The organism is [Micrococcus luteus] ATCC 49442 (assembly GCF_010367585.1).
Lineage (GTDB): Bacteria > Actinomycetota > Actinomycetes > Actinomycetales > Micrococcaceae > Arthrobacter > Arthrobacter luteus_A.
In genome coordinates, this window is sequence record NZ_JAAAXP010000001.1 from 434,560 (window position 1) to 460,600 (window position 26,041).

Annotated in this window: 25 protein-coding genes, 1 tRNA gene and 1 other RNA gene; 18 read left to right on the forward strand and 9 right to left on the reverse strand. The window is 65.0% G+C overall.

Annotated features, from left to right (window positions below):
- Positions 1-71: 71 nt before the first annotated feature.
- Both GUV69_RS01995 and aceE read right to left on the reverse strand, forming a co-directional pair.
- Positions 72-1,316, reverse strand: coding sequence for a PucR family transcriptional regulator (locus tag GUV69_RS01995; RefSeq protein WP_164199255.1), 1,245 nt, complete (start codon positions 1,314-1,316; stop codon positions 72-74).
- Between the two features lie 184 nt (positions 1,317-1,500).
- A complete protein-coding gene (aceE, locus tag GUV69_RS02000) occupies positions 1,501-4,269 on the reverse strand; it encodes a pyruvate dehydrogenase (acetyl-transferring), homodimeric type (protein ID WP_208786692.1) in 2,769 nt (922 codons plus the stop codon).
- A 398-nt stretch (positions 4,270-4,667) separates the two neighbouring features.
- Here aceE and GUV69_RS02005 point away from each other — a divergent pair, with 398 nt between their 5' ends.
- From GUV69_RS02005 to GUV69_RS02035, 7 genes are all read left to right on the forward strand, one after another.
- Positions 4,668-5,087: a DUF3052 domain-containing protein gene (locus GUV69_RS02005; RefSeq protein WP_164199259.1), complete on the forward strand. Its 420-nt coding sequence runs from the start codon at positions 4,668-4,670 to the stop codon at positions 5,085-5,087.
- Entirely contained in the window at positions 5,084-5,578 is a 495-nt protein-coding gene (locus GUV69_RS02010; protein WP_164199261.1) for a peroxiredoxin, read from the forward strand. The genes GUV69_RS02005 and GUV69_RS02010 overlap by 4 nt, the downstream gene beginning before the upstream one ends.
- Positions 5,579-5,584: 6 nt before the next feature.
- A complete protein-coding gene (locus GUV69_RS02015) occupies positions 5,585-6,511 on the forward strand; it encodes a Sir2 family NAD-dependent protein deacetylase (protein ID WP_164199263.1) in 927 nt (308 codons plus the stop codon).
- Between the two features lie 118 nt (positions 6,512-6,629).
- Positions 6,630-6,705 (forward strand) — tRNA-Val (locus GUV69_RS02020).
- Between the two features lie 122 nt (positions 6,706-6,827).
- Positions 6,828-7,118 carry a hypothetical protein gene (locus tag GUV69_RS02025; protein WP_164199265.1) on the forward strand — a complete coding sequence of 97 codons (291 nt, stop codon included), beginning with the start codon at positions 6,828-6,830 and terminating at the stop codon, positions 7,116-7,118.
- 256 nt (positions 7,119-7,374) lie between these two features.
- Complete coding sequence (locus tag GUV69_RS02030) at positions 7,375-8,172, forward strand: IclR family transcriptional regulator (RefSeq protein ID WP_164199267.1); 798 nt, start codon at positions 7,375-7,377, stop codon at positions 8,170-8,172.
- Positions 8,173-8,347: 175 nt separating this feature from the next.
- Positions 8,348-9,697 (forward strand): MFS transporter, encoded by a 1,350-nt coding sequence (locus GUV69_RS02035; RefSeq protein WP_164199269.1) that lies wholly within the window; start codon positions 8,348-8,350, stop codon positions 9,695-9,697.
- A gap of 241 nt (positions 9,698-9,938) precedes the next feature.
- Here the strand turns inward: GUV69_RS02035 and GUV69_RS02040 are convergent, their stop codons facing one another.
- Positions 9,939-11,003 (reverse strand): NAD(P)-dependent oxidoreductase, encoded by a 1,065-nt coding sequence (locus GUV69_RS02040; RefSeq protein ID WP_164199271.1) that lies wholly within the window; start codon positions 11,001-11,003, stop codon positions 9,939-9,941.
- Positions 11,004-11,076: 73 nt separating this feature from the next.
- On the opposite strand from GUV69_RS02040, the gene GUV69_RS02045 reads away from it, so the two are divergent.
- The 3 genes from GUV69_RS02045 to GUV69_RS02055 are packed head-to-tail and all read left to right on the forward strand — an operon-like array spanning position 11,077 to position 13,890.
- A complete protein-coding gene (locus GUV69_RS02045; RefSeq protein WP_164199273.1) occupies positions 11,077-12,015 on the forward strand; it encodes an NAD(P)-dependent oxidoreductase in 939 nt (312 codons plus the stop codon).
- The gene (locus tag GUV69_RS02050; RefSeq protein WP_164199275.1) at positions 11,999-12,769 is read left to right on the forward strand and encodes an SDR family oxidoreductase; all 771 of its coding nucleotides are present in this window, start codon (positions 11,999-12,001) and stop codon (positions 12,767-12,769) included. The genes GUV69_RS02045 and GUV69_RS02050 overlap by 17 nt, the downstream gene beginning before the upstream one ends.
- Positions 12,769-13,890: an L-idonate 5-dehydrogenase gene (locus tag GUV69_RS02055; protein WP_164199277.1), complete on the forward strand. Its 1,122-nt coding sequence runs from the start codon at positions 12,769-12,771 to the stop codon at positions 13,888-13,890. The genes GUV69_RS02050 and GUV69_RS02055 overlap by 1 nt, the downstream gene beginning before the upstream one ends.
- Before the next feature lie 31 nt (positions 13,891-13,921).
- Here the strand turns inward: GUV69_RS02055 and GUV69_RS02060 are convergent, their stop codons facing one another.
- Positions 13,922-14,650, reverse strand: coding sequence for a FadR/GntR family transcriptional regulator (locus tag GUV69_RS02060; protein WP_164199279.1), 729 nt, complete (start codon positions 14,648-14,650; stop codon positions 13,922-13,924).
- Between the two features lie 174 nt (positions 14,651-14,824).
- Between GUV69_RS02060 and gndA the strand changes: the two genes are divergently transcribed.
- Together gndA and GUV69_RS02070 are read left to right on the forward strand one after the other, a co-directional pair.
- Positions 14,825-16,261 (forward strand): NADP-dependent phosphogluconate dehydrogenase, encoded by a 1,437-nt coding sequence (gene gndA, locus GUV69_RS02065; protein ID WP_164199281.1) that lies wholly within the window; start codon positions 14,825-14,827, stop codon positions 16,259-16,261.
- Positions 16,262-16,369: 108 nt separating this feature from the next.
- Positions 16,370-17,227, forward strand: a complete 858-nt coding sequence (locus GUV69_RS02070) for an oxidoreductase (protein WP_164199283.1) — start codon at positions 16,370-16,372, stop codon at positions 17,225-17,227.
- A gap of 3 nt (positions 17,228-17,230) precedes the next feature.
- Here the strand turns inward: GUV69_RS02070 and epsC are convergent, their stop codons facing one another.
- From epsC to msrA, 3 genes are all read right to left on the reverse strand, one after another.
- Complete coding sequence (gene epsC, locus GUV69_RS02075) at positions 17,231-17,815, reverse strand: serine O-acetyltransferase EpsC (protein WP_164199285.1); 585 nt, start codon at positions 17,813-17,815, stop codon at positions 17,231-17,233.
- Positions 17,816-17,854: 39 nt separating this feature from the next.
- Positions 17,855-18,790, reverse strand: coding sequence for a cysteine synthase A (gene cysK / locus GUV69_RS02080; RefSeq protein WP_164199287.1), 936 nt, complete (start codon positions 18,788-18,790; stop codon positions 17,855-17,857).
- Positions 18,791-18,855: 65 nt separating this feature from the next.
- Positions 18,856-19,380 (reverse strand): peptide-methionine (S)-S-oxide reductase MsrA, encoded by a 525-nt coding sequence (gene msrA / locus GUV69_RS02085; RefSeq protein ID WP_164199289.1) that lies wholly within the window; start codon positions 19,378-19,380, stop codon positions 18,856-18,858.
- 99 nt (positions 19,381-19,479) lie between these two features.
- Between msrA and GUV69_RS02090 the strand changes: the two genes are divergently transcribed.
- Entirely contained in the window at positions 19,480-20,394 is a 915-nt protein-coding gene (locus GUV69_RS02090) for a Nif3-like dinuclear metal center hexameric protein (RefSeq protein WP_164199290.1), read from the forward strand.
- A 100-nt stretch (positions 20,395-20,494) separates the two neighbouring features.
- Positions 20,495-21,250, forward strand: a complete 756-nt coding sequence (locus GUV69_RS02095; protein WP_164199292.1) for a zinc ribbon domain-containing protein — start codon at positions 20,495-20,497, stop codon at positions 21,248-21,250.
- Positions 21,251-21,309: 59 nt separating this feature from the next.
- On the opposite strand, the gene GUV69_RS02100 is transcribed toward GUV69_RS02095, so the two are convergent.
- Positions 21,310-22,074: a YaaA family protein gene (locus GUV69_RS02100; RefSeq protein WP_164199294.1), complete on the reverse strand. Its 765-nt coding sequence runs from the start codon at positions 22,072-22,074 to the stop codon at positions 21,310-21,312.
- A gap of 56 nt (positions 22,075-22,130) precedes the next feature.
- On the opposite strand from GUV69_RS02100, the gene rnpB reads away from it, so the two are divergent.
- The 4 genes from rnpB (at position 22,131) to GUV69_RS02120 (ending at position 25,432) form a co-directional block, all read left to right on the forward strand.
- Positions 22,131-22,516: RNase P RNA component class A (gene rnpB, locus GUV69_RS02105), an RNA gene on the forward strand.
- Positions 22,517-22,769: 253 nt separating this feature from the next.
- A complete protein-coding gene (locus GUV69_RS02110) occupies positions 22,770-24,248 on the forward strand; it encodes a glyceraldehyde-3-phosphate dehydrogenase (RefSeq protein ID WP_164199296.1) in 1,479 nt (492 codons plus the stop codon).
- An 80-nt stretch (positions 24,249-24,328) separates the two neighbouring features.
- A complete protein-coding gene (locus GUV69_RS02115) occupies positions 24,329-24,532 on the forward strand; it encodes a hypothetical protein (RefSeq protein WP_164199298.1) in 204 nt (67 codons plus the stop codon).
- Positions 24,533-24,634: 102 nt separating this feature from the next.
- Positions 24,635-25,432, forward strand: coding sequence for an HNH endonuclease family protein (locus GUV69_RS02120; RefSeq protein WP_164199300.1), 798 nt, complete (start codon positions 24,635-24,637; stop codon positions 25,430-25,432).
- A gap of 31 nt (positions 25,433-25,463) precedes the next feature.
- On the opposite strand, the gene def is transcribed toward GUV69_RS02120, so the two are convergent.
- Positions 25,464-26,036, reverse strand: coding sequence for a peptide deformylase (gene def, locus GUV69_RS02125; protein WP_164199302.1), 573 nt, complete (start codon positions 26,034-26,036; stop codon positions 25,464-25,466).
- Between the last annotated feature and the right edge of the window lie 5 nt (positions 26,037-26,041).

The window sequence follows — 26,041 nt, forward strand, 5'->3', positions numbered from 1 at the left end:
TTACTGTGTCATCCAGCGGTGTTTCTCTGCACCAAGCTCAAGGGGTCAGATTGTAGGAAGTCTACAACCACTCAGACCTGATTCCGCGCCGGATGACGTTCGGCGGGCGCTTTTGGCGGCGCTGAAAGCCGTCCCACCACCAGGGCCGCCTGCAGCACAAACGCCTCGCGGGGAAGCAGCGGATCCCAGCCCGTAACATCGCAGACCCGCTTGAGCCGGTACCTCACGGTGTTGGCGTGGACAAACAGTTCCCGTGCCGTCGCCTCAAGGGAGTGGCCGAGTTCGAGGTAGGTTCCCAGGGTTTCCACCAGCCCGTTTGAGGCGGCAACCAGTGGACGGTAGATGTTCTTGACCAGGGAGCGCCGCGCGGCTTCGTCACCGGAAATGACGCGTTCCGGCAGCAGGTCGTCGGCGGCAACCGGCCGGGGCGCGGAAGGCCAGGCCCGCGCGGCGGTGAGGCCGGCAAAAGCAGACTGGGCCGAGCTGCTGGCTTCCAGCAGGGACCCTGCTTCCGGGCCATAGACCACCGGTCCCGGGGCGAACATTTCGCTGAGCTTCTGGTACGCGGTTTCGCGGTCCTGGACACCGCCCAGGATCAGGATCAGCCGGTCGCCCTGTATGCCCACCAGCGCGTCTTCCGCGTAGCGGCCTGCCAGCCGGCGCAGTTCGCTGACGTAACTGGCGCTCGGTTCCGATGGCGAATTCCCCACCATGACAGTGAACCGCTCTTGGGCTTTCCAACCGAGCGCTGCAATCCTGGACCGGAGGGCATCGGTGTTTTCCCCGCGGAGGATGGCGTCCACGATCAACGCTTCCAGCCGGGTGTCCCACGATCCGCGCGACTCAGCTGCCCTGGCGTAGACATCCGCAGCGGCGAAGGCCACCTCACGGGAGTACCGAAGGACCGCTTCGCGCAGGGAGGGCTGGTCCGCTTCCGGCGCGATGACCGGCACCTGGTCTTCCACCACCTCCACCACGATCCGGATGAGCTGAAGGGCCTTTTGCAGGCTGATGGACCGGGTCAGTTCTGTGGGGGCAGTCCCGAAGACGTCGGTGAGGATCCACGACGGCGAGCTGGGACGCTCGTACCAGGTGACAAACGCTGCGATGCCGTTCTGTGCCACCATGCCCAGGGCCGAGCGCTCTTCCGAGCTGAGCCGGGAGTACCAGGGGAGCGACTTCTCCAGCTGGCGAAGCGTGGTGGTGGACAGCTGGCCAACACTTGCCCGGAGCTTCTTCAGGGTTTCGGATTTCTCCGGAGTGGTGCTGCGCGAGGTTGGCTTGCGCTTCGCAGTAGGGGTGGTGGGCTCAGGCATCTTCTGAGCATACGGTGCCCGCCGCCCAAGCTCCATTTGTGCAAAGGCTACAACGCGGGTGGAGCTGCGTCACAGCCCGGCGCTGCGCGGGGGAAGCCGGCAGACGACGACGGCGGCCCTCACCTTCGGGTGGGGGCCGCCGTCGTCGTTCATTTCCGCTGCCGGAACCTCAGCGGGAATTGCCTCAGGATTCGCCGCCTGCGTTGCCGGTGGAACCGGCATTGACGTTGTGCAGGCGGTACTTCTCGATGGCCTGGGCCGGAGCCTGGGCATCGACTTCACCGCGGCGCGACAACATCTCCAGGGAACGGACCACGATGGAGTGGATGTCGTTCTTGAAGAAGCGGCGGGCTGCTGCGCGGGTGTCGGAGAAGCCGAAGCCGTCTGCGCCGAGGGTTGCGAATTCGTTGGGGACGAATTGGCGGATCTGGTCCGGGACGGCTTTCATGTAGTCCGAGACGGCGACTACGGGGCCAGTGGCGCCTGCGAGCTGGGCGGTCACGAAGGGTACGCGGGCGGGTTTGCCCGGGTTCAGGAACGCTTCTTCCTCGGCGGCCATGCCGTCGCGGCGCAGTTCGTTCCAGGACGTGACGGACCAGACATCTGCTGAGACGCCCCAGTCTTCGGCGAGGAGCCGCTGGGCTTCGATGGCCCAGGGGACGGAGACGCCGGAGGCCAGGATCTGGGTGCGGGGACCGTCGATCTTGGCCGGTGCCACCAGGTAGATGCCCTTCAGGAGGCCTTCAACATCAAGGTCCTCGGGTTCTGCGGGCTGGGTGATGGGCTCGTTGTAGACCGTGAGGTAGTACATGAGGTTACGGTCTTCAGAGTCCGGCCCGTACATGCGTTCGATGCCGTCGCGGATGATGTGGCCCATTTCGTACCCGTAGGCGGGGTCGTAGGTGACCACGGCGGGGTTCGTGGAGGCCAGCAGCGGGGAATGGCCGTCGGCGTGCTGGAGGCCTTCACCGGTGAGGGTGGTCCGGCCGGCGGTGGCGCCGATGATGAAGCCGCGGGCCATCTGGTCACCGGCTGCCCAGAAGGCGTCGCCGGTGCGCTGGAAGCCGAACATGGAGTAGAACACGTAGACCGGGATCAGCGGCACCCCGTGGGTGGCGTAGGCGGTGCCGGCGGCGGTGAACGCCGCGACGGCGCCGGCTTCGTTGATGCCGGGGTGGATCAGCTGGCCCTGGGCGGATTCTTTGTAGGCCAGGACGAGGTCCCGGTCCACGGACAGGTAGTTCTGGCCCTTGGGGTTGTAGATCTTGGCCGTGGGGAAGAACGCGTCCATGCCGAACGTGCGGGCTTCATCGGGGATGATCGGGGCGATGTGCTTGCCGAAGTTCTTGTCCCGCATGAGGTCCTTGAGGAGCCGGACGAACGCCATGGTGGTCGCGGCCTGCTGCTTGCCGCTGCCCCGCTTGGCCACCTCATAGGACTTGGCGTCCGGAAGGGTAATGTCCTGGTGCTTGGAGCGGCGCTCCGGCACAGCGCCGCCGAGCTCGGCCCGGCGCTCCATCATGTACTTGATTTCCGGTGCATCACTGCCCGGGTGGAAGTACGGCGGTGAGTACAGGTCCTTTTCCAGCTGCTCGTCGGTGACCGGAATCCGCAGGTGGTCGCGGAACTTCTTCAGGTCATCCAGGGTGAGTTTCTTCATCTGGTGGGTGGCGTTGCGGCCCTCGAAGTGCGGTCCGAGGCCGTAGCCCTTGACCGTTTTGGCCAGGATGACGGTGGGTTTGCCCTTGAATTCGGTGGCTGCCTTGTACGCGGCGTAGACCTTGCGGTAATCGTGCCCGCCGCGCTTGAGGTTCCAGATGTCATCGTCGGAAAGGTCCGCGACCATGTCCTTGGTCTGCGGGGTCTTGCCGAAGAAGTGCTCCCGGACGAACCCGCCCGATTCTGCCTTGTAGGTCTGGTAGTCACCGTCCGGGGTCTCGTTCATGATCTTCACGAGCGACCCGTCGGTGTCCTGGGTAAGCAGGTCATCCCACTCCCGGCCCCAGACGACCTTGATGACGTTCCAGCCCGCGCCGCGGAAGAACGCTTCGAGTTCCTGCATGATCTTGCCGTTGCCGCGCACCGGCCCGTCCAGGCGCTGGAGGTTGCAGTTGATCACGAAGTTCAGGTTGTCCAGGTTCTCGTTCGCGGCGAGCTGGAGCAGGCCGCGGGACTCGGGCTCGTCCATTTCCCCGTCGCCGAGGAACGCCCAGACCTGCTGGTCCGAGGTGTCCTTCAGCCCGCGGTTGTGCAGGTACCGGTTGGACTGGGCCTGGTAGATCGCGTTCATCGGCCCGATGCCCATGGACACGGTGGGGAATTCCCAGAACCCGGGCATCAGCCGCGGGTGCGGGTAGGAGGAGAGCGCGTGGCCTTCCTTGGACTTCTCCTGCCGGAACCCGTCCAGGTCCTGCTCGGTCAGCCGGCCTTCCATAAACGCCCGGGCGTACATGCCGGGGGAGGCGTGGCCCTGGAAGAAGACCTGGTCCCCGCCGCCGGGGTGGTCCTTGCCGCGGAAGAAGTGGTTGAAGCCCACCTCGTACAGCGTCGCGGCCCCGGCATAGGTGGAGATGTGCCCGCCCACGCCGATGTTGGCCTTCTGCGCCCGGTGCACCATGATGGCCGCGTTCCAGCGCATGTACGCCCGGTAGCGGCGCTCGTATTCCTCGTTGCCGGGGAACTGTGCTTCCTGGTCCACCGGGATGGTGTTCACGTAGTCCGTGGTGGTCACCATCGGCACGCCCACGCTTTGCGCGCCGGCACGCTGCAGCAGGCTCCGCATGATGTATTGGGCACGCTCGGTGCCCTGTTCCCTGATCAACGCATCCAGGGACTCAACCCATTCGGCGGTCTCTTCCGGATCACGATCAGGCAGCTGGTTAGTCAACCCGCTGAGGATATGGGAGGTATCTTCTCCTGCAGCCACGTCCAACCTCTCTTTGCGCGCATGCATCGGCGCCTTCACAACGGGCAGGGTGACTGTCCGGAATGAGTGCGACGTGTGCGACGTATCGGTTACAACAAGCCCGGTCATGTGCGCCGGGCAGGGTCCTATCACGCCTATGTCTGCATTCCATTCCAGGCGGTCGCCCCGCAGGCATAGTTGTCATCAGCCACTCTAGCTCCGACTCAAGCGCGATGCGTAGCCGCCTCCGTGGCACTGCAGTTGTATTTCGCCGTCATACTGGTTGTGTGACGAAAGCCGCTGCACTGCAGGCTGACGGCCCGTTATGTGACGCAGAATATGGCGGATCGCGGGCCGGGCAGCTTGAAGCGCAGGCACAAAGGGTGTTGGCTTGGAGTAATGGAAATCACTATGCGTTATGCATGTATTAGGCATTGGAGGAACACGTGAGCGAGGCCGACGCCGCCACTTCGGTAAATGTGGCGGAAAAATTGGGTTTCAAAAACGGGGATCTGATTCAGGAGTTCGGTTACGACGATGACGTCGATTTCGACTTGCGTGAGGATATTGAGGACCTGACCGGGTCCGAGCTCCTGGATGAAGACGATCATGACGTTGTGGACGCCGTCATTTTTTGGTGGCGCGAGGGCGACGGCGATCTGGTGGATACCCTCATGGATTCGCTGACCACGCTCAGTGAAGGCGGAGTCGTCTGGGTGCTTACGCCCAAGTCCGGGCGGCAGGGCTACGTCTCGCCGGCGGAAATCCAGGAAGCGGCTCCCACGGCCGGCCTGCACCTGACCACCTCGGCCGGTGTCTCCAAGGACTGGAGCGCCACCCGGCTGGTCAGTAAGAAGAACAAGTGACGGCAGCGCTTTCCGTCGCCGCCGGGCCTGTCCCCGCGGTGGGGGAGTCCGCCCCGGATTTTGAGCTGGTCAACCAGTTCGGGGAGCCTGTACGGCTGTCCTCCTTCCGCGGGCAGAACGTTGTCCTGGTGTTCTATCCGTTCGCTTTTTCGGGCATCTGCACCGGCGAACTGTGTGAAATCCGCGACAACCTGGCACTGTTCGAGGACGCCCGCGCTACGGTCTTGGCGATCTCCGTTGACAGTAAGTTCAGTCTGCGCGCTTATGCCGAAAAGGAAGCCTACGGCTTCGATCTGCTGGCTGACTTCTGGCCCCACGGGGCAGTGGCAAGCACTTACGGCGTCTTCGATCAGGAGACCGGGATGGCCGGGCGCGGAACGTTCATCATCGATGCAGCGGGCATCATCCGCTATGTCGTGGTGAATCCGCGTGGACAGGCCCGCGAGCTGTCCGCATACCGCGACGTTCTGACGGGCCTGGAACAGGCCTGAAGCCGTATGGACCAGCAGCGGCAGGGTGTTGGCGTTGGCTTGACGGGCTTCGCCAGCCTGCCCGCCGCCGCCCCCGCGGCGCTTTCCGCTGAGCACCTTCAGGGTCTGGAGAAAGTCCGGCTGCTGCTGGCCGGCGAGCCCCTGGCGCTGCTGACCGGTGCCGGGCTGAGCACGGATTCCGGCATACCGGATTACCGCGGTCCGGACGCTGCGCCACGGTCACCGATGACCTATCAGGAATTCGTGCGCGACGCCGCCAACCGGCAGCGCTATTGGGCCAGGAATCACATCGGCTGGTCCCACATGCGCCACGCCGACCCCAACCAGGGGCACCGGGCAGCGGCGGAACTGGAACGGCGCAGGCTGCTGACCGGCCTCATCACCCAGAACGTTGACCGGCTCCACGAAGACGCCGGCAGCATCAAAGTCATCGACCTCCACGGCCGGTACGACCAGGTAGTTTGCCTGGAGTGCAGGCGGACCTACAGCCGGCGCCTGCTGGCCGGGGTGCTTTCAGAACTGAACCCCGGGTTCCTGGAGCGCGCCACCGAATCCGGCATGGTGGAAATCGCACCCGACGCTGACGCTACTGTTGACGACGCCGCCCTCATCTCCGGTTTTGTTGTCGCGGGCTGCCCCGCCTGCGGCGGAACGCTCAAACCCGACTTCGTCTACTTCGGGGAGAATGTGCCGAAAGACCGGGTGGAAGCCGCCTACGCGATGGTGGACGACGCCGGGGCCCTCCTCGTGGCGGGATCGTCACTGACGGTGATGAGCGGTTTGCGGTTCGTCCGGCACGCTGCAAAGTCCGGTAAGCCGGTGGTCATCATCAACCGCGGGGAGACCCGCGGAGACCCCCAGGCCACCATCAAGCTTCACGCCGGCGTCAGCGAGTCCCTGACGTGGCTGGCAAACGAACTTCCCGATCTCTGATTCCGCCGAACCAGTGCTACGACCTGTGCCGGGGGCGGCGGATTGGCTTTTGCTCCAGTGCATCGGGTAGAGTTTATGTTCGTTGGTTGACGCGCTGAACTGCGGAAACCGGCCGTTCGGGTCTTTAGCTCAGCTGGTAGAGCGCCACGTTTACACCGTGGATGTCATCGGTTCGATCCCGGTAGGACCCACCACCAAAACCCCGTTTGTTCCAGGCCCCTGCGGCCGGAACAGGCGGGGTTTTTCGTTGCTCCCCATAAGGGGCTGCCTCGACGCCTGCGCTTGATTGTCAGTGCCCGTCCCTAGTGTTCCCCGTATGGAATTTGTGGTGGTCAAGACGTCCCGGGACGGGACGCCGACGTCGGTTGTCAGCAACGGCAGGGAATGGGCCGTCGGTGCCGAAGCGGTGAGATGGTTTGAACGTGTGAGCTGGTGGGAGCAGGAGCGTCGGATGCCCAAGGGCCTGGGCCGCGTGGATATAGAGGTCCTCCAGGTCCAGGTGAGGCTGGGACGCAACCCACAGTCCGCGCTGACCACTATGGTGCTGGAACGGGATGGCCTGGGCGGCGGCTGGCGGCTGCGGGAGGCGGCCGCCGATGCGGCCTGAGGCCCGGAGCCCGGTTGTCCGGGCATTGGAAAACCCTCCACCGCGACTATTGGGGGATGCCGCGGTGGAGGGTCTTCCATGAATATACAGTGAACTTCCGGAAACAAACAAATGCCCGTCATTTCGTGTCCGAGCCGCAGGAGCGGCGCAAAGTTTCACCGCCGCCCGATGAGCCTGCAGCCATTATGATGGTTAGTGTTCAGTGGATTGGACACATAAACGTGAAGCGCCCCGGCGTGCCGATTGAAGGAGAATCATGGCCGATTCCCGCACACCCCGTTCCTCCGATGGCCTGGGGAGCACCTCGCCGGCGCCGGCGGTCACCAGGGCTGCTGCCGTCATGGATGCCCTGGCGGCTTCCTCCACCGGGCGCCTGACGCTGAGCGACCTGGCCCGCGAGCTGGGGATTCCGAAGTCGTCAACATCGAACCTTTTGCTGGCACTGGAAGAAGCACGGCTCATCAGCCGCCAGGGCGCCGAGTTCACGCTGGGCCGCAAGCTGGTGGAGCTGGGTGCCGCGTATTTGAGCCGGCTCGATGAGGTGCAGGAGTTCTACCGCTTCTGTGAGCAGGCGCCCACACTTTCGGGGGAAACTGTCCGGATTGCCATGCTCGATGGCAGCAACGTCATCTACCTGGCCCGCTATGAGGGGCACCCGGCAGTCCGCCTGACCTCCAATATCGGCGACAAGATGCCGGTCTCGCTGTGCGCCGTGGGCAAGGCACTGATCGCGCGGCTCAATGACTATGACATTGACGCCATGTTCCCGGACGACGCGGAACTGCCCGTCCTCACGCCCAAATCGCTGCGCACCGGCGCTGATCTGAAAGGCCAGCTGCGAACCATCCGCGAGCAGGGCTACGCCTTCGAGGATGAAGAATCCACCACAGGTGTTGTGTGCCTCGCGGTGGCTGTCCCCACCCGCGGTGCCCACGGGCCGAGCCTGGGCCTGTCCGTCACGGCCCTGAAAGCGACCTACACCGAGGAGCAGGGGTCCCAGATGGTCAAGGAGCTGAGTGAGCTCGCCCAATCCCTGGGCAATCCCATGGGGTAAGTCCGCCGGCTGCCCGCCCACAGCCTGCAGCTGCTCTGCCGCAGCAACATTCGAGAAGATCTCTTGCAACCTGTTCAACTTGCTGTACTCTGTTCAGTATAGTGATCCGCACAACAGGTGTCGTCGCTAACCCACCAGGCCAACGGGGGCCTGGAGTGTTTTTGAGGGAGTTCTTGTGACAACTCGTACTAAATCACCGCAGGCTGACGCGGACGGCGCCGTCGTCGATCCGGAGCAGCTGCGAAGGGCAACTCTTGCCAGCTCAGTGGGCTCCGCCCTGGAGTACTACGACTTCTACATCTACGGCCTGGCATCCGCTCTCATCTTCGGGCCGCTGTTCTTCTCGCCCCTCGGCGAAAGCGGTGCTGTCATTGCGTCCTTTGCTACCTACGGCGTGGGCTTTGCCGCCCGGCCGTTCGGCGGCATCGTCTTCGGCTACATCGGTGACCGGTTCGGCCGGAAGATGGTCCTGATCCTGACCATTGGCCTCATGGGGATGGCAAGCTTCGCCATCGGGCTCCTGCCCACCTTCGAGCAGGCCGGAATGCTTGGGGCTGTCCTCCTGGTTGCCCTCCGCATCCTCCAGGGACTGGGCGCCGGTGCCGAGCAGGCAGGTGCCACCACGCTGATTTCAGAGGTCGCCCCGCGCCGCCGTCGCGGGTTCTTCGCTTCCCTGCCCTTCGTTGGCATCCAGCTCGGCACACTCCTGGGTGCAGGCACTTTCGCCCTCATGGCACTGGCCGACAAGGAAGTGCTCCAGGGCTGGCTGTGGCGCATACCCTTCCTGGCGAGCGTCATCCTGATTGTCATCGCGGTCTTCATCAGGCTCCGCCTCAAGGAAACCCCGGTGTTCCAGGAGCTTGAGAAGCACAAGGCCGTGGTGAAGAACCCGGTCACGCAGATCTGGAAGCACTCAAAGAAGAACGTGCTCATCGGCATTGGCCTTCGGATGGGTGAAAACGGCAACTCGTCCATCTACTCCGCGCTCCTGGTGTCCTTCATCAGCCTGCCCGCCGGCGTCTTCGCCGGTGACAAGTTCATCGGCCCCACGGGCCTGCTCATCGCCGCCGGGTTCGCGGCCGTCATGGTGGTCACCTTCGGCGCCCTGTCCGATCGCTTCGGCCGAGTGCCCGTCTACCGCTACGGCGCACTCTTCCAGGCGATCATCGCCCTGCCGGCCTTCTACCTGGTCACCCTGGGCAACGTCACCCTCGTCTGGGTGGTCATGGTGGTCGGCATCTCCCTGGGCGTGCAGTCCATGCTCGGCCCGCAGTGCGCCCTGCTGCCTGAACTCTTCGGCGCCCAGCACCGCTTCACAGGCGTGGCCCTGAGCCGGGAACTCTCAGCCGTGCTCGCCGGCGGATTCGCCCCCATGATCGGTGTGGCCCTTTTGGCCGCCACCGGCCACTCCTGGCTGGTCCCCGCGATTTACTCGCTGGTCCTGGCGCTGATCTCCTTCGGAACCACGTTCTTTACACCTGAGACGAACGGCCGTGACCTGGTCCTCGTGGAGGATGCAAGCTAGCTAAGCCTGCCCCAACAGTAGAAAGGCGGCCTTCCCGGGAAACGGGCAGGCCGCCTTTCGGCGTTCCGTGGGAGCGGCTGGACCGCTGGGGCTGGGTCACTGACCGGCTCCTGGTCGATGTCCGGCACGTCGCCAGTGGAAGGCTGCACTCGAGCCGACAAGTCAGGGGACGCGAAGAGCCCCTGCCGGATCCTGGTGCCAGGAGTCCGGCAGGGGCTCAAAGGTGAAACGGGGCGGTTATCTAGTAGAAGTGGACCGGGTCCACCAGGTGCGGCAGGTCGCCGCCGTCGAGGAACGTGCGGAGGTTGCTGGCGAAACGCTCGGCGATGAGTCGGTTTTCTGCCGCACTGAGAGCCGAGGTGTGCGGTGATACCAGGACCTTGGGATGTTCCCACAGCGGGCTGTCCCGGGGAAGGGGCTCCACGGCGAAGACGTCCAGGCAGGCGTAGGACACCTGGCCGTTGTTGAGGGCCTCCAGGAGCGCGTCCTCGTCCACCACGGTGCCGCGGCCGACGTTCACAAACACCGTTCCGGGTTTCATTGCGGCAAAGACGTCACGGTTGAACAGCTTCTCCGTAAACGGCGTGCCTGGCAGGGTGTTCACCACGGCATCGGCAGTGGCAAGGAGCCCGGCGAGTCCGTCGTTGTCCGCAACCTGCTCGATTCCCTCGATGGGTTCCACTGTGCGTTTCGTGCCGCTGACCTTCATGCCCAGGGCCCGGGCGATCCGCGCGGTCTCCAGGCCGATCTCGCCCAGTCCGGTGACCACCAGCGTGGAACCGCTGACCAGCCGGGTGGGGGTCCGCAGTTCGGGCCACACCTTGGCGGCCTGGTCCTGGACCAGTTCGCCGCTGCGCTTGAAGCCGTTGAGGATCCCCAGGGCGGCGAATTCGGCGAGGGGCAGGGCGTGGACGCCGGCCGATGTGGTCACCTTGAACTTCCGCAGTGTCTCCTGGTCCAGCCCGGATGCCTTGACAGCTCCGCCGGCTCCGGCGGCCATGGCGTGAACCCACTGGAGCCGCGGGTTCTCGCGGGCGATGCGGGCCAGGCCGGCCGGGCTTTCATTCGGCAGGCCATACAGGACCTGTGCTTTGGTGAGCATGTCCCAGTACCGCTCCTCCTGCGCGGGCGTCCGCTTGAAGTCCGGATCCCCGGAGTGGTCGGCAGGAAAACGTTCGGGCGGAAGGAGGTCCGGCTCATAGAGGACGGTCACGGAGGGGTCTACTGCGCGGATGCGGTCCACGAGCTCTGCTTCGAGCGGGACGGCGATCGCGACGGTGGTTTGAGTCGTCATACTGTTCATCATACTGAATAGCGGCTAGGATATTGGACAGATTTCCCTACATTAACCACACCACGATGTGAGTCGAGGCCGATTGATGGAAGACAAACGAGCGGGCTTTGTGGGCCTTGGACTGATGGGGCTGCCCATGGCCGAGAATCTGCTCCGCGCCGGCTGGGACGTTTCTGCCTGGAACCGTTCCGCCGGACCCCTGCGGCAGCTGGCGCTAAAGGGCGGCCGCCACGCGCCGGATGTTGCAGCGCTGCGGGACCTGCCGGTTATCGCGTTTATGCTGCCTGACCTGTCCTTCATCGAGGAGGCAGCGGAAGGGCTGCTGGCGAGCTGGGCCGACACGCCACCGAATGCCGGCACCGCGGTGGTGGTCATGAGCTCTGTTTCGCCGGCCAGGGTCCAGGACTTCGGCCGCCGCGTCCGTGAGGCGAGCGGCGGCCGCGCCGTGGTGGTGGATGCTCCGGTCAGCGGCGGAACCAAGGGGGCAGCCGACGGCACCCTGGCGATCATGGCAGGCGGTACAGCCGATGACTTCGAGCGGCTCACGCCCTTCTTTGCGGCGATGGGAACCACGGTCCGGCACATGGGGCCCTTGGGCTCGGGGTCGCTGGCCAAGGCATGCAACCAACTCATCGTGGGAACCACGACGGCGGCACTCGCCGAGGCGGCAGAGCTCGCTGAGCGTTCCGGCATGGATCCGGCAGCACTCTTTGACGTCCTGGCCGGCGGTCTGGCCGGCAGCCGCGTGCTCGACAATGTGGGGCCGCGGCTGGTCCGCAAGGACTACACTCCCACGGGCCCGGCGAAATTCATGCACAAGGACCTTTCCTTTGTGCTCGAGTCAGCCCGGGCGGTCGGTGCTGCCGTGCCCATGGCGACTGCCGGCGTCGAACTTTACGCGGAACTGAAGCGGCAGGGCCTGGGCGAGAAGGACCTTGCCGTGGTCCGCCAGGCAATTTCACAACTCAGCGACGCAGCAGCGGACAGCGCTACGAAAGGGACAGTGCATGAGCGGGCTTTTTGATTTGACGGGTCGGGTTGCTTTGGTGACGGGGTCGAGCCGGGGGATTGGTTTTGCGTTGGCGCGGGCGTTGGCTGAGGCCGGGGCGACGGTGGTGTTGAACGGGATTAATCCGGAGCGGTTGAAGGCGGCGGAGGCGGCGTTGGCTGCCGATTTCGCGCCGGGCCGGGTCCATAGTGTCGCGTTTGATGTCACCAGTGATGCGGAGGCTGCGCGGGGTGTGGCGTGGGTGGAGGAGCATGTGGGCCCGTTGCGGATTTTGGTGAATAACGCCGGGATCCAGCACCGGGTGCCGATGCTGGAGCTGGACGTCGCGGATTGGGAGCGGGTGATCGCCACGGACCTGACCAGCGCGTTTTTGGTGGGCCGGGCGGCTGCCCGGCACATGATCCCGCGTGGGAAGGGCAAGATCATTAATATTTGTTCGGTGCAGACGGACCTGGCCCGGCCCACGATCGCCCCGTATGTGGCGGCGAAGGGCGGGTTGCGGAACCTGACCCGGGCGATGACGGCCGAGTGGGCGGGCTCGGGGTTGCAGATCAACGGGATCGCGCCGGGGTATATCCATACGGAGATGACGCAGAACCTGGTGGACGATGAGCAGTTCAATGCCTGGATCCTGGGCCGGACCCCGGCGCACCGGTGGGGGACCGTGCAGGACCTGGCCGGGCCCGCGGTGTGGCTGGCCTCGGACGGGTCGGATTTTGTCAACGGCCAGACGATCTTTATCGACGGCGGCATGACGGTGGTGGTCTGATGGAGGCCTCAGCAGTGACAGGGTCAGCCCGGGAAACCCACGGGACAGCCCCGGCAGCAGGGACAGCCCTGCCCGTCTCCGGCCCGGCCGTGGTGGCGTATGCGGCGGGGGATCTGCGGATCGAGGACGTGCCGCTCGCGGTGCCGGGACCGGATGAGGCGGTGGTGGAGGTCGCGTACGGCGGGATTTGCGGGTCGGACCTGCATTACTGGCTCCACGGCGCGGCCGGCGAGTCGATCCTGAAGGCCCCGATGGTGCTGGGGCACGAGATTTCCGGTGTTGTGGTGGTTGCCGCGGCGGACGGGACGGGCCCGGCCGCGGGGACCCCGGTCGCGGTCCACCCGGCGACCCCGGGACCCGGTGACGGGACGGTCCGGTACCCGGGGGAGCGGCCGAACCTGTCTCCGGGCTGCACGTACCTGGGGTCCGCGGCGCGGTTCCCGCACACCGACGGGGCGTTCGCCCGCTACGTGAACCTGCCCGCCCGGATGCTCCGGGCCCTGCCGGAGACCCTGGACCTGCGCACCGCGGCGCTGATCGAGCCCGCATCGGTGGCCTGGCATGCGGTGGCCCGGGCCGGGGACGTGGCCGGCAAGTCCGCCCTGGTGATCGGGTCCGGCCCGATCGGGGCCCTGTGTGTTGCGGTCCTCAAACGTGCCGGCGCGGCCCGGATCACCGCCGTCGACATGCACCCCATGCCGCTGGAGATCGCCCGGGCGGTCGGGGCGGACGCGGTCCTGCAGGCACCGGACGCGGACACGATCGCGGCCGTGCAGGCCGATATCGTGATCGAATCCTCCGGCAGCCACCACGGCCTGGCCTCGGCCATCCGGGGCGCGGCCCGCGGCGGGACAGTGGTCATGGTCGGGCTGCTGCCCACCGGACCCCAGCCGGTCCTGATCTCCCTGGCCATCACCCGCGAACTGGACCTCAAAGGCTCATTCCGGTTCAACGACGAGATCGATGACGTCATCACCGCCCTCGCCGACGGCACCTTGCACATCGGGCCCGTCATCACCCACGACTACCCCCTGAGCCAGGGACTCGACGCCTTCACCACCGCCAAAAACTCCGCCCAATCCGGCAAAGTCCTCCTCAACTTCAAACCACAGGAGCAGTAAACGCCGCCGTCGGGTCAGCTCTGGCGAATATTCAGTTCCTGCGAACGGGAATGAACACCCGCGGCTGATCTGTCCATGTTCCGGAGAGCCGGGACGTCGTGCGCCGCATGATCTGTTCGGAGGCGTTCCGGGCCGCGGCGGCGTCGCCGGCCGCAACCGCCTCGGCGAGGTCCACGTGCCACTGGAGCGCGCCTTCGTGGGGATGGTCAGGCATCAGGCCGTGGACCGTGCGGCCGGTCAGGGTTTCGGCCACCTGGCCCATCAGGTTGGCGAACATTTCGTTGCCCGATCCGGAGAGCAGCACGGAGTGGAAGGCGATGTCCAGGTCAAGGAACTTTTGCCCGTCACCACTGTGGCCGGCGTCGCGCAGGGCATGGGCAATGTCCACAAGCTCAGTGCGCAGCGCCGCAGGTGCATTCTTCGCTGCCAACTCAGCAGCGGCCGGCTCGACGGCGGATCGCAGCTCGATCAGCGACCTGAGCTGGGCGCCGCGGCCCTCGCTGGACAGCCGCCACCGGATGACCTGCGGATCGTAGGGGTTCCAGCGGCTGGGCGGCAGGACCCGGATGCCAACGCGTTTGATGGTTTCAACCAGGCCCAGTGACTGAAGGACGCGCACGGCTTCGCGGACCACGGAGCGGGAAACCTTCAGCTCTTCCTCCAACTGCTCGGCCAGCATAACGTGGCCAGGGGGGAGGTCGCCCGTGATGATTCGGGTGCCAACATTCTCAATGGCACGGTGGTGCAGGCTGGTGGACATGACGTCAAGCCTAGACGGGGAATGACCCGCTGCGTTCCACAAAGTGGGCGGTGCTTCCCCTCGGCGCCTCGAATATATATGCTTTATTAGGATCCATCGGTTCGTCAGAGTGTGCTTCGCAGCGATTGCGGAGCCATCTGCACATCCACTGCACACAATGAATTGGAGTTTTTGATGTCTGCACACATCGGTGTCACCGGCCTTGCGGTGATGGGAGCAAACCTGGCCCGCAACCTGGCCCGCAACGGCTTCACGGTTGCCCTGCACAACAGGTCGGTGGAAAAGACCGACGCCCTGCTTGAGAAGCACGGCACGGACGGCGACTTCATCCGTACCGAAACCCTGCAGGAACTGGTGGACTCCCTGGAGAAGCCCCGCCGCGTCCTGATCATGGTCAAGGCCGGCAAGCCGGTTGACTCCGTCATCGAGCAGCTTGAGCCGCTGCTGGAAGCCGGGGACATCATCATCGACGCCGGCAACTCGCACTACGAGGACACCCGCCGCCGCGAAGCCGCGCTGGCCAAGAAGGACCTCCACTTCGTAGGCGTCGGCGTTTCCGGCGGCGAAGAAGGCGCACTGAACGGCCCCTCCATCATGCCGGGCGGCTCCAAGGAGTCCTACAAGGCCCTGGGCCCGCTGCTTGAAAAGATTGCCGCCAAGGTTGACGGCGAGCCGTGCTGCGCCTGGGTCGGCACCGACGGCGCCGGCCACTTCGTCAAGATGGTCCACAACGGCATCGAATACGCCGACATGCAGGTCATCGGCGAAGCTTTCGACCTCCTTCGTTCAGGTGCAGGCATCGAGCCCGCCGAACAGGCCAAGATTTTCACCGAGTGGAACAAGGGCGACCTGTCCTCATTCCTGATCGAAATTTCCGCCGAGGTCCTGGCCCACGTTGATGCCAGGACGGGCAAGCCGTTCGTGGACATTGTGGTTGACGCCGCAGGCCAGAAGGGCACCGGCCGCTGGACCGTCATCTCCGCCCTTGAACTCGGCTCCCCGGTATCCGGCATCGCCGAGTCCGTCTTCGCCCGTGGACTTTCTTCCCAGGCAGAGCAGCGCAAGCTCGGCCAGGAGCTGCTGGCCGGCGGGGAAGCCGCCGTGGAAATCCCCGAAACCTTCGTTGAGGACGTCCGGCAGGCGCTGTACGCCTCCAAGCTGGTCTCCTACGCGCAGGGCCTGGACATGCTGACGTCCTCCGCCAAGGAATACGGCTGGGACCTCAAGCTGGACGAGATCGCATCCCTGTGGCGGGCCGGCTGCATCATCCGTGCCGAGCTGCTTAAGGACATCACCAAGGCGTACGCCGCTGACGAAAAGCCCGCAAACCTGCTCTTCGCACCAGCCTTCACCCAGGCAATTGCTGACGCACTCCCGGCCTGGCGCCGCGTCGTTGCCACCGCCGTCCAGCTGGGCATCCCGGTACCTGTATTCTCCTCCTCCCTGGCGTACTACGACGGCCTGCGCCGCAAGCGCGTAGCAGCCGCCCTGATCCAGGGCCAGCGCGACCTCTTCGGTGCCCACACCTATGGACGTGTCGACGCAGAGGGCACTTTCCACACCCTCTGGGGCGAGGACAAGTCCGAAATCGAAGCAGTGGACACGCACTAACACCCGCGTTACTGCCCCTGCGGCCGGCACCGCCAAGGATATTCTTGGAGCTGCCGGCCGTTGGCGTTTCACGGCACCAGCGGTGTCCGTCCAGCCAAGGAGTCCACGGTGCCCAAACCAGTCGCATTCATCACCGGAGCCTCCACCGGAATAGGGTTCGAGGCGGCCAAACACCTCAGAAGCCACGGTTTCCTGGTGTACGCGGGAGCCCGCCGGACGGACCGGATGGAGCCGCTGGCTGCGCTCGGAATCCAGGTCCTGGCAATTGACGTGACGGACGATGATTCGATGCGCGCCGCCGTCGGACGTGTCCTTGAAGAGCGCGGACGGATAGACGTCCTGGTCAACAACGCCGGCTACGGATCCTATGGAGCGCTCGAAGAGGTGGACCTGGCCGAAGGCCGGCGCCAATTTGAGGTGAATGTTTTCGGGCTGGCCAGGATGACGCAGCTGGTTTTGCCCGCGATGCGGCTGGCTGGCCGCGGACGCATCATCAACGTCTCATCGATCGGCGGAAAATTCTACGAGCCGCTTGGTTCCTGGTACCACGCCTCGAAATTCGCTGTCGAGGGTCTGAGCGACTCGCTGCGGCTGGAGCTGAAGCCACACGGCATCAGCGTCTCGATCATCGAGCCGGCCAGTACCATCTCCGAGTGGGGAAGTATCGCCGCCCAGGGGCTTCGGGAGACCAGTGGTGCAGGTCCGTATGCCTCCCAGGCACAGCTGGCGGCCGGCGCGCTGGCGTCCACGGGCCGGGCGGGGACATCGTCGCAGCCACAGGTCATTGCCGCAGCGGTGCTGCATGCGGCCACCGCGGCACGGCCCCGGACCCGTTACCCGGTGGGTAGCGGGGCCCGGGCCATCCTTGCCCTGAGGCGGATACTGCCCGACAGGCTGTTCGACCCGGTGGTCATGCTGGTGCTGAAGCGGGTGGCCGGCGGCCATACGGCCACCACGAACACGTAGGGGTCAAATCCGGTATTCGATGTCGTACTCGGCCGGGTCCACCGCGGGTTTCGTTTCGCGCTGCGCGTCCCGGTGACGCCACTTGGCGGGGACTCCGGTCACGATCGATTCCGGCGGCGCGTCCTTCACCACAACGGCGTTGGCGCCCACGGCGCTGTCCCGCCCGATGGTGATGGGTCCCAGGATTTTGGCGCCGGCACCGATGGTCACCCGGTCCTCGATGGTGGGGTGACGCTTGACCTTGGCCAGGGAGCGGCCACCGAGGGTAACGCCGTGGTAGATCATGACGTCTTCGCCGATTTCGGCGGTCTCCCCAATGACCACACCCATGCCGTGGTCAATGAAGAAGCGGCGTCCGATGGTGGCGCCGGGATGAATCTCGATGCCCGTCAGGAAGCGCCCCAGCTGGGACACCAGCCGGGCCGGGAAACGCAGGCCCGGGGTTTGCCACAGGCGGTGCGTCAGCCTGTGGATCCAGATGGCGTGCAGCCCTGAATAAGCGAAAAAGTTCTCAAAAGAACCTCGAGCCGCCGGGTCGTGTGACCGGGCGGCGTCGAGGTCTTCCTTCAGTCTTGCGAAAAAGCCCACAAAGTTCTTTCTACAGGAAACGAGGCGACAAAGGCTGAATCAGCCGCGGATGTCGTCATAGAGCACGGTGGAGATGTAACGCTCACCGAAGTCGCACACTACAGCGACGATCAGCTTGCCCGCATTCTCCGGGCGCTTGGCAAGTTCCAGGGCGCCCCAGACGATGGCGCCGGAGGAGATGCCGCCGAGGATGCCTTCCTTGACGCCGAGGTCACGGGCAACGCGCACCGAATCTTCGAGGGTGGCATCCAGGACTTCGTCGTAAACGTTGGTGTCCAGGATTTCGGGGATGAAGTTCGCACCGATGCCCTGGATTTTGTGCGGCCCCGGAGCGCCACCGTTCAGGATGGCGGAGTCCTTCGGTTCGATGGCAACAATCTGGACGTCCGGGTTGCGCTCCTTCAGGACCTGCCCGACGCCGGTGACGGTTCCGCCGGTGCCGATGCCGGCGACGAAGATGTCCACCTTGCCGTCGGTGTCGGACCAGATTTCCTCGGCCGTGGTGGTGCGGTGGATCTCCGGGTTGGCCTCGTTGGCGAACTGCTGGGCCCAGATCGAGTTCTCCGTGTTGGCCACGATTTCCTGGGCCTTCTCCACGGCACCGCGCATGCCCTCGGAGCCCGGGGTCAGCACAATCTCGGCGCCGAACGCACGGAGCATCACGCGACGCTCGGTGGACATGGTTTCGGGCATGGTCAGGATGACCTTGTAACCGCGGGCAGCGCCCACCATGGCCAGGGCGATACCGGTGTTGCCGGAGGTGCCTTCGACGATGGTGCCGCCGGGCTTGAGGGCACCGGACTTCTCGGCGGCGTCGACGATGGCCACGCCGATGCGGTCCTTGACGCTGTTGGCCGGGTTGTAGAACTCAAGTTTGACGGCCACGCTGGCACCCAGGCCCTCGGTGAGCCGGTTCAGGCGGACCAGCGGGGTGCCGCCGACCAGCTGCGTTACATCGTCATAGATCCGTGCCATGGGGATATGCCTATCTCTCAAGAGTGAATGCTGAGGTCAGCCTAACGATGGCCTGCTGGCCCCTGCTAAGCATTAAGCCATGCAGAGTAATATTTCCGGGCCTTCGCGAGCTTGGGGTTGATGATCACCTGGCAGTAGCCCTGCTCGGGGAACTTGGCGTAGTAGTCCTGGTGGATGTCCTCAGCTACGTAGAACCGTGACAACCGGCTGACCTCGGTGACTATCGGGTGGGACCACAGCGCCTGGTTGCGATCAATGGCCTCCTCGAAAAGAATCTTCTCTTCGAGGGTCTCGTAGAACATGGACGAGCGGTACTGGGTCCCGACGTCGTACCCCTGGCGGTTGAGCGTGGTGGGATCGTGCAGCGCGAAGAACATGTCCAGGATGACCTCGGGAGGAATGACTGTTTCGTCAAAGGTCACCGCCACTGCTTCTGCGTGGCCCGTGGTTCCACTGCAGACCGAATAGTAGTCAGGGTGCGGATCGTGGCCGCCCGTATAGCCGGAAATTACCGAGGAGACGCCCCTGGTTTTTTGGTAGACAGCGTCCAAACACCAGAAGCAGCCTCCGCCCAGAACAAAAGTTTTCATGACCTCTTCAATGGTTGAGTGCCCCGGATGATTCCCTGACCACACTACGAGACGGCGACACACTCCGGCTAAACCGCCCGATGGGGTAAAACTGAGTCTATGGAATCTGCAGACACCGGCGTTACAGATGCGGGCAGCGGCGGCACCGGATCCGGCGGCGACGCCCCCGCGGAGTCCCCGGCTCCCACCCTGGGACAGGTGCTTTTGGCCGTCGAGGAACTCTGGCCGGAGTCGCTGGCTGAAAACTGGGACGAGGTGGGCCTGGTGGCCGGTCATCCCGCCGCACAGGTCACCCGGGTGATGTTCGCCGTGGATCCCACCCTTGCGGTGATTGAGGAAGCCGTGGAGTGGGGCGCAGAGCTGCTGATCACTCACCACCCGTTGCTCCTCAAAGGCGTCACCTCGGTGGCTGCCACAACTGCAAAAGGGCAGGCCATCCACCGGCTCATTGAGTCCGGAACGGCACTGCTGACCGTCCACACCAATGGTGATTCGGCCGTGGGCGGGGTTTCCGATGTCCTGGCTGATGCGCTAGGGCTGGAGGACGTGGCCCCGCTGACCGTGGCCGCGAACGGGCTGCCCGAAGAAGGCATCGGCCGGGTGGGGGATCTCGCCGACGTGATGAGCCTGGGCGATTTCGCCGCACGGGTTTTCGGCATCCTTCCCGCAGTGGCCGGGGGAGTCCGCGTGTCCGGCGACAAAGACGGCCTGGTGCGCCGCGTTGCGGTGTGCGGCGGCGCGGGTGACTCCCTGTTCGACGAGGTGCGGGCCAGTAACGCTGACGTCTATGTCACGGCCGACCTCCGCCACCATCCCGCGTCCGAAGCCCGCGAAGCGGCGGTGGACGGCAGGCCGTACCTGATCGACGTTTCCCACTTTGCCAGCGAGTGGCTCTGGCTGCCGGCCGCCGCATCAGCCCTGGGCAACGTGCTCGCCGATCAGGGGCACGACGTCGAGATCCAGGTGAGCAACACCAACAGTGACCCCTGGGACTTCATTCTGACTCCGGGCTAAGCCCGGGATGCGAGGCAGGGGAGCGGGCCAGGCGCTAGAGTCTATACAGCGCCGATCGGGTGCCCGGTTCCGGCCGGCAGGAAACAAACGGAGGTAGCAGTTGGCTAAGGCAGCACCGGCGGAACAGTTGAAGTTGCTCGAACTGCAAGGGCTGGACGCGAAGCTCAAGTCCCTGCAGAACCGCCGCCGTACCCTTAGCAACGATCCGAGGATCACCGACCTCGAGGCCGCGCTGTCGGTGGCCAATGGTGAACTGGGCGGCGCCAAGGTCGCCGTCCATGACGCTGAAGCCGAACTCAAGCGGGCCGAGGCCGACGTGGAGCAGGTGGCTTCCCGGATTGAACGCGACGAAGCCCGGCTCAACAGCGGAACGGGACTGTCCAAGGATCTCGTAGCCCTGCAGAAGGATATTGCCTCGCTGAACAAGCGCCGGTCAGATCTTGAAGACGTTGAGCTCGAAGTGCTGGAACGCCTCGACTCCCTGCGCGCCCGGCAGGCCGCCCAACAGCAGATCGTTGATGACATCCAGGGCTCCTTCAGCGGCATCCGTGCCGAGCTCGACGAAGCCCTGGCCGAGGTGGACGCCGAAGCGAATGTCGTCCGCGCCCAGCGTGATGAATTCGCCGCCGGACTCGATGCGGGGATGCTGGCAGTCTACGAAAAGACCCTCGCCAAGCGCGGTGTGGGCGCGGCCCGACTGTTCCACGGCACGTCGGAGGCCTCAGGAATGAAACTGAGCCCCGGGGACCTCGCCGAGATCAAGGCCGCCGCCGAGGACGACATCGTGTTCTGCCCGGATTCCGGCGCCATCCTGGTGCGCTCGGCCGAGTGGAACGCACCCGCCCCGACTGCCTAACACCCAACTAAGTAGCGCTATCTGTCGTTTTGAGAGGTCAAAACGACAGATAGCGCTACTTAGTTGGGGAGGATGATGTTCAGGGTGTGCGGCTTCCGCGCTGAGCCCTCCACGAGCTCCGCTTCCCATTTTTCGCGGGCCGCCTTGAGCAGCTGCGCCGGGGTCTCCGGGTCGCGGCCGCGGCGGGCCAGCAGGTGCCGCGCCAGCTCGCCCCGGGTATGTTTCGCGAAGTGGCTCACCACCTTGCGCACGCCGTTCACCTCGGTGAACACGTTGACCGCCACGGTCTGCGCGGGCGGCGGCGCCCACGCCGCCGCGTAGGTGCTGGAGCGGCAGTCCACCAGCAGGTGCCCGGACGCCGCCTCAGTGAGGGCCTCCGAAAGCTGCGGCTTCCAGAACGAGGCAAGGCGGCCGACGTCGGGCAGTGCAGTTCCCATCGACAGCCGGTACGCGGGCACCCGGTCGGCGAAACGGATGACGCCCCACAACGCGGATACCACCAGAACTGATTCGTCGGCTTTGCGGCGCTGCGTCGGCGTCAGCGTTTTGTACCCCAGGGCGTCGTACAGGACACCCGTATAAATCTGGTGCGCGGGCGCCGCCGGTTCCGCGTGGAGCCGGGTGTTGCGGTCGACGTCGTCCCTCAACGATGCGCCGACGCCCAACAAAGCGAGGGCATCCTCATGCGCACTTACCGTACCCAGCGCTTCAAGGACGGCGGCCCGGTGCCTGTTAAGGGCCGGAAAGCTCAGGGAAGGCCAGTCGACGGCGGATCCCCGGACCGCGGGGGTCTTGCCTTCAGAGGGGGGAAGCAGAATCAGCACCGTACGATCCTACCGGCGGCGGCGGCGCCTCCTTCCCCGGTAGACTGGGTTCCGGATGGGTTGACCAGGCGGCCGCGCGTCACGCAAGTGGCTCGAGGAACGTCCGGGCTCCGCAGGGCAGGGTGGTGGGTAACACCCACTCGGGGTAACCCGCAGGCCAGTGCCACAGAGAAAAGACCGCCTGCGTCCGCCGGCAACGGAAGGCAGCAGGTAAGGGTGAAACGGTGGTGTAAGAGACCACCAGCTTCCCGGGTGACCGGGAAGGCTAGGTAAACCCCACCCGGAGCAAGGCCAGACAGGACACGTTTGAGGGCTGCCCGCCCGAGTGTCCGGGTAGGCCGCTGGAGGGCGTCGGCAACGGCGTCCGTAGATGGATGGCCGCTACTCCCGCGCTGGTAACGGCACGGGAGCACAGAACCCGGCGTATCGGTCAACCCATCCCACAACCTCCCGCCGTAAGGCATGTGAGTGACTTCACGTCCCACGGCGTCCCGCAGTGCGGTGCCCCGGCTTAGAATAGAGAGCGAACGTAGAAGTTCTGCCACCGGGTCTGCGTTCGCAGCCGGTGGTTTTTCTTTGCGCTTCTCCACGGCACCCGGGGCAGAACCCCGCCGGTGCCAGAGCCCCTGGACAACGTCAGGTGGCCGACAACCGCATACGAGGACGTATGCGGCTGAACCGAGGAAGGTAGTTCTGTGAGCCAGACGTCAGATTCTTGTCTAGATACGTGGATGGGCCGGGAGGCTCTCGCTGAGGCCATGATTCCGGTGATTGGCCGGCTGTACCGCGAAAACAACGTGGTGACGAGCATCCACGGCCGCAGCCTGATCAACAAGTCCACCATGAACATCCTCAAAGCGCATCGGTTCGCCCGCCGCATGAGCAACAGCGAGCTCCTGCTTGAGGAAACCGCACCGCTGCTGAACACCCTGGCGGAGCTGGAACTTGGCGCAGCAGCCATCGACGTGGCACGCCTGACCGAGAAGTACAAGCTTGAAGGCAACGGCGCTTCCCTGGAGGAGTTCCTCCGCGCCGAACTGGCCGACGTTGTTGGCAAGCGCGGGGCTGACAACCGCACTAGCACCGACGTTGTGCTGTACGGGTTTGGCCGCATCGGCCGCCTGCTGGCCCGCCTCCTGATCGAAAAGGCAGGCGGTGGCCACGGCCTGCGACTGCGCGCCATCGTGGTGCGCCGCGGTTCGGACAAGGACATCGTCAAGCGTGCCAGCCTGCTGCGCCGCGACTCGGTCCACGGCCCGTTCGAGGGCACCATCCGCGTGGACGAGGAAGCCAACACCATCACCGCCAACGGCGTGCAGGTCCAGGTCATCTACTCGGACAACCCTGCCACCATCGATTACACCGCTTACGGCATCAAGGACGCCCTGGTGGTTGACAACACCGGCCGCTGGCGCGATGCCGAGGGCCTGTCCCAGCACCTGCAGAGCAAGGGCGCGGCCCGTGTCCTGCTCACCGCACCGGGCAAGGGCGCGCTGAAGAACATCGTGCACGGCATCAACCACGGCAGCATCCTGGACTCGGATCAGATCGTTTCCGCCGCGTCGTGCACCACCAACGCCATTACCCCGGTGCTGAAGGCCATCAACGACAGGTTCGGAGTGATCCACGGCCACGTTGAGACCGTCCACTCGTTCACCAACGACCAGAACCTGATCGACAACTTCCACAAGGGTGACCGCCGCGGCCGTTCCGCCGCGCTGAACATGGTGATCACCGAAACCGGCGCGGCCACCGCGGTGGCCAAGGCGCTCCCCGAACTTGAGGGCAAACTCACCGGCAGTTCCATCCGCGTCCCCACCCCGGACGTGTCGCTGGCCATCCTGAACCTGAGCCTGGAAAACGGCACCACCAAGGATGAGGTGAACGACTACCTGCGCCAGATGTCGCTGCATTCGGACCTGCGCAAGCAGATCGACTACATCGATTCCCCCGAGGTTGTGTCCACGGACTTCGTCGGCTCACGCCGGGCCGGCATCGTGGATGGCCTCGCCACGATCTCCAATGACAAGAACGTCATCCTCTACGTCTGGTACGACAACGAGTTCGGCTACAGCTGCCAGGTAGTCCGGGTCATGGAGGAAATGGCAGGCGTCAACCCGCCGTCGTTCCCCGCGAAGGAACCGGCTGCCGCGTTGGCCGCAATCGCAGTCTAAAGGGCGCCTTAGCCGTTCAAGGTTTCGACTTCCCGGCTGATTCGCTGGAATCAGCCGGGAATCGGGACCACACTGGTGCCATGGATAACGAAACTCTCCACGACACCACCCTTGAACACGCCTTCGACGTCGCCAAGGCCAACCACAAAGAGGCCGTCAGGCTACTGGAGCAGGCACGAGCTGCCTTGGCTGCCGGTGATGTCGGCGAGGACCGCGTCCGGCAGTTGGAGAGCCTCCTCCACCTGGCGGAAGAGGATCTCCGGCGGGTGTCCCGGGAGCTATAGATCCGGGTCACTCTTCCTCCCCACTGTGGATAACCCTCCGGCTGTCAGTGGGGTGGCCTAGGCTCTTCTGGTGCGCGGGATTCCCGGAATAGTCTGTTGCCCATGACGGTCAGTTGGGGCGCCTACCGCCGTGCCCGGCGCCGATCGCGGCAGGCCTGGGCTTTGCTCGCGGCACTTGCGGTGTCCGTGCTGGGGTCTGCGGTGTGGTTTTTTACCGCCGGCCAGTTCGCCGCCGCGGAGCCCGCTGCTGACGGACCCGGCCATGCACCCGTATTTGACGGCAGCTGGATGAAGCCGGTGGTGCCTGTGCACGCCGTCCCGCAGGGGAGCGCCCGTGCGGCCCTGGCCGGGCTGAGTGTCAAAGGCCGTGCACCGAAGGACCACTACTCCCGCGAGGCATTCGGGCAGGCGTGGCAGGATGTCGATCGCAACGGCTGCGATACCCGCAATGACATCCTCCGCCGCGACCTCGCGTCAGTCGGCTTTATGGAGGGGTCAAAATGCCGTGTCGCTTCGGGCACCATTGTGGAGCCGTACACGGGCAAGGCCGTGGATTTCCGGCGCGGACCGGAGAGCAGCAAGGAAATCCAGATCGACCACGTTGTGGCGCTCGGTGACGCGTGGCAGAAAGGCGCCCAGTCCTTGTCGCCGCAGCAGCGCCTCAGCCTGGCGAACGATCCGCTCAACCTGATCGCCGCAGACGGTCCCGCCAACCAGCAAAAGAGTGCGGGGGACGCAGCCACCTGGCTGCCGAAGAACAAGAATATCCGCTGCCACTACGTGGCCCGCCAGATCTCCGTGAAGGCGTCGTACGGGCTGTGGGTCACCCAGCCTGAGAAGGATGCCATGAACCGGGTCCTGGACTCGTGTCCGGAGCAGCCCACCATCGCGGCACAGTGAACGTTAAGGCAGGATCCCCTGCCTGTGTGCCCTAGTGGCCGAACGGGTCGGGGTCCACGCCGGGCATCCAGGTCAGTCCGGGTACGCCCCAACCGCTCTTCTTGGCCAGCTTCATGGCCTTCCGGGAGTAGCGGTCCAGGAGCCGGTTCACATAGAGCTTGCCGTCCAAATGGTCGTACTCGTGCTGGATGACGCGTGCGAACCAGCCAGTAGCTTCGAACTCGACCGGCTGTCCGTGGCCGTCGAAGCCCTGCACCTTGGCCCATTCGGCGCGTTTGAGCGGGTATTGGCCGCCCGGGAAAGAGAGGCAGCCTTCTTCCTCTTCATCGGGGTCGGGCAGCGCACCGGAAACCTTGGAGAGCGTCAGCACCGGGTTGACGAGCACTCCGACTGGAGGAGCGCCGTCGTCGTTGGCGAATTTATAGACGAAGATTCTTTTACCCACACCTACCTGCGGGGCGGCCAGGCCCACGCCGTTGGCCGCGTCGTTGGTTTCGAACATATCGGCAATCAGGGTGCGCAGTTCGTCGTCGAACACTTCCACTTCGGCGGCGCGGCGGTGGAGCACCGGTTCTCCCCAGATCGTGATCGGCAGAACTGTCATTGCGG

Excerpts from the sequence above, each read along its gene's own strand:
- GUV69_RS02015 (WP_164199263.1), top strand. The coding sequence starts at position 5,585 with ATGGACCAGCAGCGGCAGGGTGTTGGCGTTGGCTTGACGGGCTTCGCC.
- GUV69_RS02050 (WP_164199275.1), top strand. The coding sequence starts at position 11,999 with ATGAGCGGGCTTTTTGATTTGACGGGTCGGGTTGCTTTGGTGACGGGG.
- GUV69_RS02045 (WP_164199273.1), top strand. The coding sequence starts at position 11,077 with ATGGAAGACAAACGAGCGGGCTTTGTGGGCCTTGGACTGATGGGGCTG.
- cysK (WP_164199287.1), bottom strand. The coding sequence starts at position 18,790 with ATGGCACGGATCTATGACGATGTAACGCAGCTGGTCGGCGGCACCCCG.
- GUV69_RS02090 (WP_164199290.1), top strand. The coding sequence starts at position 19,480 with ATGGAATCTGCAGACACCGGCGTTACAGATGCGGGCAGCGGCGGCACC.
- GUV69_RS02120 (WP_164199300.1), top strand. The coding sequence starts at position 24,635 with ATGACGGTCAGTTGGGGCGCCTACCGCCGTGCCCGGCGCCGATCGCGG.
- GUV69_RS02030 (WP_164199267.1), top strand. The coding sequence starts at position 7,375 with ATGGCCGATTCCCGCACACCCCGTTCCTCCGATGGCCTGGGGAGCACC.
- GUV69_RS02060 (WP_164199279.1), bottom strand. The coding sequence starts at position 14,650 with ATGTCCACCAGCCTGCACCACCGTGCCATTGAGAATGTTGGCACCCGA.
- GUV69_RS02040 (WP_164199271.1), bottom strand. The coding sequence starts at position 11,003 with ATGATGAACAGTATGACGACTCAAACCACCGTCGCGATCGCCGTCCCG.
- gndA (WP_164199281.1), top strand. The coding sequence starts at position 14,825 with ATGTCTGCACACATCGGTGTCACCGGCCTTGCGGTGATGGGAGCAAAC.
- GUV69_RS01995 (WP_164199255.1), bottom strand. The coding sequence starts at position 1,316 with ATGCCTGAGCCCACCACCCCTACTGCGAAGCGCAAGCCAACCTCGCGC.
- def (WP_164199302.1), bottom strand. The coding sequence starts at position 26,036 with ATGACAGTTCTGCCGATCACGATCTGGGGAGAACCGGTGCTCCACCGC.
- msrA (WP_164199289.1), bottom strand. The coding sequence starts at position 19,380 with ATGAAAACTTTTGTTCTGGGCGGAGGCTGCTTCTGGTGTTTGGACGCT.
- GUV69_RS02055 (WP_164199277.1), top strand. The coding sequence starts at position 12,769 with ATGGAGGCCTCAGCAGTGACAGGGTCAGCCCGGGAAACCCACGGGACA.
- GUV69_RS02115 (WP_164199298.1), top strand. The coding sequence starts at position 24,329 with ATGGATAACGAAACTCTCCACGACACCACCCTTGAACACGCCTTCGAC.
- aceE (WP_208786692.1), bottom strand. The coding sequence starts at position 4,269 with ATGCATGCGCGCAAAGAGAGGTTGGACGTGGCTGCAGGAGAAGATACC.
- GUV69_RS02025 (WP_164199265.1), top strand. The coding sequence starts at position 6,828 with ATGGAATTTGTGGTGGTCAAGACGTCCCGGGACGGGACGCCGACGTCG.